The organism is Kitasatospora sp. NPDC057500 (genome assembly GCF_042802195.1).
Taxonomy (GTDB): Bacteria; Actinomycetota; Actinomycetes; order Streptomycetales; family Streptomycetaceae; genus Kitasatospora.
This window is the reverse complement of record NZ_JBHVER010000345.1, coordinates 1-4,931: the sequence shown is the minus strand read 5'-3', so window position 1 is coordinate 4,931 and position 4,931 is coordinate 1. Positions and strand designations below refer to the sequence as shown.

Annotated in this window: 5 protein-coding genes; 3 read left to right on the top strand and 2 right to left on the bottom strand. The window is 75.0% G+C overall.

Annotation, left to right across the window (positions count from 1 at the left end):
* Window positions 1-60 precede the first annotated feature (60 nt).
* Complete coding sequence (locus tag ACFU74_RS36040; protein WP_380764351.1) at window positions 61-735, bottom strand: RICIN domain-containing protein; 675 nt, start codon at window positions 733-735, stop codon at window positions 61-63.
* Window positions 736-907: 172 nt separating this feature from the next.
* Between ACFU74_RS36040 and ACFU74_RS36035 the strand changes: the two genes are divergently transcribed.
* From ACFU74_RS36035 to ACFU74_RS36025, 3 genes are all read left to right on the top strand, one after another.
* The gene (locus tag ACFU74_RS36035; RefSeq protein ID WP_380764350.1) at window positions 908-2,443 is read left to right on the top strand and encodes a BTAD domain-containing putative transcriptional regulator; all 1,536 of its coding nucleotides are present in this window, start codon (window positions 908-910) and stop codon (window positions 2,441-2,443) included.
* Between the two features lie 272 nt (window positions 2,444-2,715).
* On the top strand, window positions 2,716-4,050 hold the full coding sequence (locus ACFU74_RS36030; protein ID WP_380764349.1) for a DUF6271 family protein: 1,335 nt from the start codon (window positions 2,716-2,718) through the stop codon (window positions 4,048-4,050).
* Complete coding sequence (locus ACFU74_RS36025) at window positions 4,047-4,559, top strand: GNAT family N-acetyltransferase (protein WP_380764348.1); 513 nt, start codon at window positions 4,047-4,049, stop codon at window positions 4,557-4,559. Before ACFU74_RS36030 ends, ACFU74_RS36025 begins: the two co-directional genes overlap by 4 nt.
* A 26-nt stretch (window positions 4,560-4,585) precedes the next feature.
* On the opposite strand, the gene ACFU74_RS36020 is transcribed toward ACFU74_RS36025, so the two are convergent.
* Window positions 4,586-4,931, bottom strand: a 346-nt coding sequence (locus ACFU74_RS36020; protein WP_380764347.1) for a substrate-binding domain-containing protein, incomplete at its 5' end; no start/stop codon positions are given.

Sequence of the window (4,931 nt, the reverse complement as noted above, 5' to 3'; positions counted from 1 at the left end):
GCGGTGAGCCTGCGGGGGCGAGCGGCGGCCGGGGCCGTCAGCGGCGGCGCGGGGTGGCGGTCAGCGGAGGCCGGGCGGGTTGGGGAGGTTGTTGAGCTGGAGGAGGTTCCAGTTCTGGTTCCCCCTGTTCCACGCCTCGTCGGTGGTGATGCAGTCCCACTGCTGCAGCCGGGCCTGCTGGCCGGGTGTGCCCGACGGGGCCTCGGAGTCCAGGCACCGGCCGGTGGCCCGGTTCTTCAGGATCATGACCGTCGGGAAGCACATACAGGTGTGCCCGACCCAGGCGGTGGTCCACTCGGCCGGCGCGTAGCCGGCGTCGCAGTACGGGTACTGGATGACGCCGGTGCCGTTCGAGTAGGTCCCCGAGCGCCAGTCGAGCATCAGGCACTGGCCGGAGTGGCGGGCCTTGATCCGGAAGTAGCCGTTCCCGCTGTCGAGCAGCTCGAACTCCTGGGAGGCGCTGGCGTTGTTCGGCCAGAGGAAGACGCCGGTGTACGGGTCGGCCGACGCCCACATGACGTCGGCGCGCAGGCCGGTCCGGACGTTCACGAGTTCGTAGCGGGTGGGTTCCGCGGCCTGGGCGGGGGTGGTGGCGAGTGCCGTGAGGACGGCGAACGCCACGGCCGCCACCAGCGCCGCGGGGGTGAGCCGGGGGCGTCCGCGACGGGCGCGCCCCGTCGGCCGTGCGGCCGGTGGTGCGGCTCTGCCGGGCCGCGGGGTGAGGGGTGTCCGCATGCTGCTTTCCTCCGTGGGATCCGAGTGGGTTCCGAGTGGCACCGCGTGGGCCGGGCCGGTCGGCCCGGGCGGTCCACCACCTTGGCGCCGCGGCCTGGTCAGCGACCTTGCGGCCGCCTTGCGGGCCAGCCAGCATGGGGGCCGGGGGCGTTGCGCGGGCGCTGTCGATCGCATGGGGGGACAGGTGGACTTCCGGCTGTTGGGCGAGGTCGAGGTGCGGTCGGCGGGCCGGCCGCTCGACCTGGGGACGCCGCGGCAGCAGGTGGTCCTGGCCGCGCTGGTCGTCGACGTGCGAAGACCGGTCACGATCGAGGCGCTCGTCGACCGGGTCTGGGGCCACGACCCGCCCGCCGGTCCCCGGCCCGTGCTGTACGCGCACCTGAGCAGGATCCGGGGGCTGCTGCGGGAGGCCGCCGGGGACGGGACGGCGGCCGGGATCGAGCGCCGGCACGCGGGCTACGTGCTGGACGTCGACCCCGGGCTGGTGGACCTCCACCGGTTCCGCCGGCTGGTCGAGCGGGGCGACGACCCGGGGCAGGAGGACGAGGCCCGGGCCGCGACGCTCGCCGAGGCCCTGGGGCTGTGGCGGGGGGAGCCGCTGGCCGGCCTCCCGGGCGAGTGGGCCGCACGGGTCCGGGCGAGCTGCCACCAGCGGCGGTTGGACGCGGTGGTGCGGTGGGCGCGGGCGGAGCTGCGGCTCGGCCGGCCCGCCGCGGTGATCTCGGCGGTGCCCGACCTCACCGCCGAGTACCCGCTGGCCGAGCCGCTGGAGTACGTGCTGATCCAGGCGCTGCACGCGGCCGGACGGGGCGCGGAGGCCCTGGACCGCTACGGCGCCGTCCGGCGGCGGCTGGCCGAGGAGCTGGGCGCGGGCCCCGGCAAGGAGCTCCGGACCCTCTACCGGACCGTTCTGACCGGGGATCGTCCGCCGCGGACGGAGGACGGTGCGGCGCGGCGCGCCGCCCGGCCGGAGCCGCTCCGCCCACCGGCCGCCCCAGCGGCTGCCCCAGCGGCCGCCCCACCGAGCGCCCCACCGAGCGCCCCTCCGGCTGCCACGGCCCCGCCCCACCGCGCGGACGATCCCGTTCCGCCGGGTCGACGGCGGGTCGGGACGCCGCACCGGCGCGCCCTGCTCGCCGCCCTGGCCGCGGTGGTCCTGCCCGCGGCGGCGGGGTCGGCGCACGTCCTCGGCAGGAACGCGTGCGACCGGGAGGGGGCCGGCGGGCGGGCGGCGGCGTCGGTCGCCGGCGCGCAGGAACTCTTCGCCGCCGCCGAGGCGTTCGACCGGGAGGGGAGGGCGGACGAGTCGCGGGCGGCCGTCGTGGACGCGGTACGACTGTGGACGGAGCTCATCGGGCTGGACCCGGACCGCTACGCACCGCCGCTCGCCGCCGCCGTCCTGCGGGCGCTGGACAGGGCGGGCGTGGACTTCAGCGTCTCCCGGTCCGCGCTCCTCGACTGGCTCGGCGATCCGGTCCGCACGCCCTATCCGGCGATCTCCCGGGCGATCCTGCTGCGGGGGTGGCGGTTCACGGCGCCGGTCTTCCTCGACGTCGTCGTCTGGAACTACGAGCACACGCCCGGGGTCGCCTCTCCCCGCGGCGCCGCCGAGGTGCGCACGGACGTCCTGGAGGCGGCCGTCCTGGAGGGCACGACCACGCGCCACGGCACGCGGGCGACGGATTTCGGCCGCCTCCTCAAGCCCTGAAGTCCGTACGGGGGCAGGCGCGTCTGCCCGATCGGGCAGTGTCGGCACGCACCGCCCGGTCCCTGAAAGCACACCGTTGACACCGAAGTTGGTCTAGTCCACCGTGGGTGACTCGACTACCCCACCGCGGCCTTCGAGTGAACCACGCGGCACCGCCGTGCGCCGGTCCCCGGACGGCACCACCCTCGCCACGGGCCACCCGCCAGGACACCGCACTCACCCGATCGACGGCCGCCGCAACGAATCTGACGCTCAGACGGAGAATCCCGCACATGCAACGAGTCTGCCTCGCCCTGCCCACCATGCGTTCCTGCCCCGGCACCATCGTGGACCTCGCCGAGGAAGCGGCCTACGCCGTCGCGAACTTCGAGGTCGAGGTGCACCTCCTGATCCTCGACACCACCGACGCCACCGACCCCGCCGGTTTCGCCAAGAACGCGGACGCCGTGGCCTCGCTGGCCCTCGCCCCCGGCGTGTTCGTCCACCACCTCGGCGAGGCGCAGCAGCGGGAGTTCTTCCGCCGGGTGGCCGAGCGCTCCGGTGCCGCCGACCCCGGGGTGCTGCTCGACATGATGGTCCCGCAGGAGGTCGCGTACGGCTCCTGCGTCAACCGGATCTTCCTGGGCGCGGCCGCACTGGGCTGCACCTCGGCGCACCTGCGCAACGACGACGCCGACTTCCAGGTCCTCGACGGCGAGAAGGTCTTCCCGATCCACCACGAGCTGCTCTCGATCGGCAAGCCGGCCGGCGAGGCGGTGGCCGGTGTGACCCGCTCCGAGCTCGACCCGGCCGACGCGGACAAGCCGGTGATGCTGGTCAGCGGCTCCTTCATGGGCGAACTCAACGTGGACATCAGCGAGATCCGCGAGCTGGACCCCGAGGTCTACCGCGACGTGGTGCGGCTGTGGACCCCGCCGGTGTGGCCGGAGGAGGACCGGGACGCGATGGTGGAGGTCTCCTTCAGGGGCACCGGCACCGAGCCGTTCAGCGCCGACCACTCCGTCCTCGGCGTGCCGGACATCTGGGACGTCTTCATGTGCAACGTCGCCCTGGACCACCGGGGTTACGAGGTGCTGCCGCTGCTGCCCTCGGTCCGGACCCTCGGCTGCGACTACGCCCTGCTGCACTCCCTGGTCCACGCCCGGCTGCCCGGCGTCGTCCACAACCGCCACATCGTCAACTACTACACGCCCGAGCGCCGCACGGGTGCCGGCTTCGTCCCCTACCAGATGGGGTTCGTCAAGCTCCTGCTCTCGATGCTGTACCTGTACCCGGTCTACGGCGGGATGATCGACCTCGGCCGCAAGCTGCTGGACGAGCGGCACGGGCTGAAGGCCGAACTGATCCTCGACCTGGTGCGGGGCAGCGTCGACTGGGACCGGGCCGGGAACGAGCACTGCCTGGACGTCCTGGACCGCTCCTACCGCAAGCTGGGCGGCAAGTACGCCGAGCTCGCCGACGTGGTGGCCGGGCAGCGGCAGCAGCTCCTGGACGAGGCGCAGGAGGACGCCAGGCGCTGGGCGGTGCTGATCGAGGCCTGGGCGCCCATGGTGGCCGCCGCCCGCGCCGAGGGCCTCCACTCCGGCGCGGGCGGGGACGCCGGGTGAGCGAGGACCGGGTGAGCGAGGACTTCCTGATCCGGCGGCTGGCCGACGACGACTGGGACGCCGTGGTCGCACTGGAGCACGACGCCTACGCGGCCGACGGCCTGTCGGAGGGCCGGGAGGCGCTGCAGTCCCGCGCCCTCGGCTCGCCGGAGACCTGCTTCGTGCTGGAGCAGGGCGGCGCGGTCCGCGGCTACCTGCTGAGCCTGCCGTACCCGCCGCTGCGCTGCCCGGACCTCGCCCGCGCGGAGGGCGCCGCGTACGAGTCGGGCAACCTGCACGTGCACGACCTGGTGATCGCCGAGGACCTGCGCGGCCGGGAGGTCGCGCTGGGGTTCATGCGGTACTTCCGGGCGCGGGCGGAGGAGTTGGGCTTCGAGCGGATCTCGATGGTCGCGGTGCGCGGGGCGGACATCCTGCTGCGGCTCATCGGCTACCGCGCGCACCGGGAGGTGGCGGTGCCCGCGTCCTACGGGCGGCGGGCGGTCTACATGTCGATGCCGCTGGGCTGACTCCCCCGCCCGTGCCCCGGGCCGGGTCAGCGCCCGGAGGACTCGCGCACCGTCAGGTCCGGCAGCAGCTCCAGGTGGTGCACCGGCAGGCCGCCGCTCCCGGTGGCGGCCAGCCGTCGCACCAGGAGGTCCACCGCGGCGGCGCCGACGGCGCGCTTGGGCGGGGCCACCGCGGTCAGCGGCGGGGCACCGAGGGCGGCGAACACGTCGTCGTAGCTGACCAGGGCGAGGTCCTCGGGGACCCGGACGCCCCGGGCCCGCAGCAGGGGCAGCAGTTGCAGGGCGTCCTGGTCGTTGTGCACGAGCGCGGCCCCGACCCCGTCGGCGACCGCCCCGGCGAGCCGGCCGGCGACGCCGTCGACGTCGCCGGCC

What these genes read in the sequence shown, in the direction of transcription:
- ACFU74_RS36040 (WP_380764351.1), bottom strand. Translation starts at nt 735, where the DNA reads ATGCGGACACCCCTCACCCCGCGGCCCGGCAGAGCCGCACCACCGGCC.
- ACFU74_RS36035 (WP_380764350.1), top strand. Translation starts at nt 908, where the DNA reads ATGGGGGGACAGGTGGACTTCCGGCTGTTGGGCGAGGTCGAGGTGCGG.
- ACFU74_RS36030 (WP_380764349.1), top strand. Translation starts at nt 2,716, where the DNA reads ATGCAACGAGTCTGCCTCGCCCTGCCCACCATGCGTTCCTGCCCCGGC.